This window comes from Rhodoplanes sp. SY1, from assembly GCF_046000175.1.
In the GTDB taxonomy this organism is placed as follows: Bacteria; Pseudomonadota; Alphaproteobacteria; order Rhizobiales; family Xanthobacteraceae; genus Rhodoplanes.
Genome location: NZ_JBEOMB010000427.1, coordinates 1 through 979 on the forward strand (window position 1 = coordinate 1; position 979 = coordinate 979).

A 979-nucleotide genomic window follows, 5' to 3' on the forward strand; every position below is an offset into this window, starting at 1 on the left:
TCCAGCTCTCGCCGACCTCGACCCGCACGGCGCGCGTCTTGTTCTGCGCGTAGATGCTCGCGTACGTCTTCCCGTAGCCGCTCGGTCCGTGACAGACGCCGATGTTCGGCAGATGCGGCTCGCGCTCGATCAGCTTGACCGTGAGGGCCATGAAACGCGCCACGTTCTTGAGCGGAACCTGTCCACCCTTGACGCCAGGGGTTGTCGTCGACATCTTCCCTCCGTTGATGGTCTCGAATTGCTGCTCTAGAGCCCCGTCGCGTCGTGCCAGGACGCGGCGGGGCTTTTCGTCTCGGCGCCCTGCGGGGCATCGGTTTCCAGCGGGTCGCCGTAGGTGAGCGCGAAGCCCTTGAACTCCGGGCCGGCCCGGTAGCCGCCGAGCCACATCGCCCAGTCGGCCGGCACCGGATCGCCCTTGGCGATCCGGCCGATCAGATCGAGGGCGCGCTTCCAGCGCTGGTGCGGCGTCTCCTCGGTGCGCAGCGGGCGCACGATCTGGTCCTCGGCGTTCTTCAGCGTCAGCGTGGACGCCATGACGACCGACGGCGTCGGCGGGTCGGCCCGACGCGGGGTCATCGCGTCGAGCGCGGCGGCGATCGCCGGCGTCTCGTGAGACTCGGTGCGCTTCGGCAACGTGATCACGTTCGGCGCCTTCGCAGCCTCGACGTCGCGCTCGGCCACGGACAGCACGCGCTCGATCAGGGCCGGCCCCTTGGTGATCTCCTTGATCGTGCGCCGCGCCTCGCGGGTCGCCTCGTCGAGGATCTCGGCCTGCGCGGCGCGCCGCGCCGCCATCAGGGCCGCCGGATCGATGCCGGCCAGCTCGGGGCACAGGCCCTCGCCGACGAAGCGGCCGTCCTCGGCATCGAAGGCGTAGATGCGGCCGGCGTCGGCCGGGTCCACACCGCGACCAGCACGCGGTCGCCCGGGCAGACGCCCTCCACCGCCCACGCCGCGGCGAGCCCGGCGGCGCGGCGCG

General features: G+C 71.8%; 1 protein-coding gene and 1 pseudogene. Both read right to left on the reverse strand.

Features of this window, described 5'->3' with window-relative positions; genetic code table 11:
• Positions 1 to 214: pseudogene (locus ABTU92_RS30140) on the reverse strand (ATP-binding protein); the annotation flags it as partial.
• A gap of 32 nt (positions 215 to 246) precedes the next feature.
• Positions 247 to 903, reverse strand: a complete 657-nt coding sequence (locus ABTU92_RS30145; protein WP_408095207.1) for a hypothetical protein — start codon at positions 901 to 903, stop codon at positions 247 to 249.
• Between the last annotated feature and the right edge of the window lie 76 nt (positions 904 to 979).